The 1,360-nt window shown below is 59.3% G+C and carries 1 protein-coding gene and 1 pseudogene; one reads left to right on the forward strand and one right to left on the reverse strand.

What is annotated here, in order from left to right; genetic code table 11:
• Nucleotides 1-523: pseudogene (locus NKH21_RS32640) on the reverse strand (glucoamylase family protein); the annotation flags it as partial.
• 167 nt (nt 524-690) lie between these two features.
• Between NKH21_RS32640 and NKH21_RS32645 the strand changes: the two are divergent.
• Nucleotides 691-1,360: histidine kinase dimerization/phosphoacceptor domain -containing protein (locus NKH21_RS32645; protein WP_352870012.1), on the forward strand; the 670-nt coding region annotated here is incomplete at its 3' end.

Below are 1,360 nucleotides of genomic sequence, written 5' to 3' on the forward strand. Positions count from 1 at the left end.
GGGCTCCGCGTGTGAACCAGTTCCACTCGGCCTGTGACAACAGCGCGTTCACGCGCTGGCGAAGGAGAACTTCCTCGGTTGCCATCTCGGCGAAGTACTCACGGGCGCAGATCAGACCTTGAAACAGGAAAGTGGTTTCGACCAGATCAGCGCCGTCATCCTTGCGACCGAGTGGAATTGTCGCACCGGTACGGCCATTGACGAAATGCGGAAAAACGCCGTGGTAGCGCGGCGAGTTTTCCAGGAAATCGAGCATGCCATGCAGTCGCGGTAAAGCCGCAGCGCGGTCGATCCATTCCCGTTCGACCGCAACGATGATAGCTGCAATGCCAAAACCGGACCCCCCGATCGTCACCAGATCGTTGGCAGGATCACCTGTGGTCTTCTGCCGGTCGCGGGCAAGACCGCTGACGGGATGGGCGCCTTCCCAAAAATAGCGCACCGTCTGCCGCTGCACAGCATCCAACAGCGCATCATCGTCGAGTTCGAAAGTATCTTCCGGAAGGTCGAGTGCTGGAATCATCGAGCCGGTGTTAGTGCCTCGGGTGCCCCAAGGCCATTCCTAAAACAATTGGGCACACGGACCGCCACTCACTGCTGCGTTTGGCCGATTCAATTCGCGACAGGTGGCTGGCAAACCGGTAGAAAGAAAATCAAGGGGACACGGCCCCTGGATTGGCCTCGAAGCCTATGTTCCACCCCATTGCGAATATCGAAGACGCGCAGACGCTGGCGCAGGCCATCGTCAATACGATCGTCGAACCCTTCCTCGTTCTCGATGAGAACTTTCGCGTGCTGGCGGCCAACCGCTCCTTCTATCAGACCTTCAGGGTCGACCCCGAGCAGACGCACGGCTCGCTGCTCTACGCGCTGGGCGACGGCCAGTGGGACATTCCAGCGCTTCACCTGCTCTTGGAGACGATCATTCCCGAGAAGACCGCCATGGACGGCTTCGAGGTCGAGCATGATTTCCCCGATATCGGCCGGCGCACGATGCTGCTCAACGCGCGAAAGGTCCTTTACGACCACAGTTCAGCCGCGACCATCCTGCTCGCCTTCAATGACATCACGGCGCGCCGCGCCATCGAAAGGGAAAAGGAAGAGCTTCTCGGCCGCACCGAAGACTTGCTGCGCCAGAAAGATGTGCTGCTGCGCGAAATGGAGCACCGGGTCGCCAACAGCCTACAGATCATCGCCAGCATTTTGCTGCTGAAGGCTCGGTCCGTCACCTCAGATGAAACGCGGCAGCACCTGAAGGATGCCCATCAACGCGTGCTGTCGGTGGCCGAAGTGCAGCGGCATCTCCATGCCTCAACCGGTGCCGACGAAATCGAGGTTGGCTCTTATCTGTCGAAGCTTT

The sequence above is a fragment of the Mesorhizobium sp. M1329 genome (genome assembly GCF_040318035.1).
Lineage (GTDB): Bacteria > Pseudomonadota > Alphaproteobacteria > Rhizobiales > Rhizobiaceae > Mesorhizobium.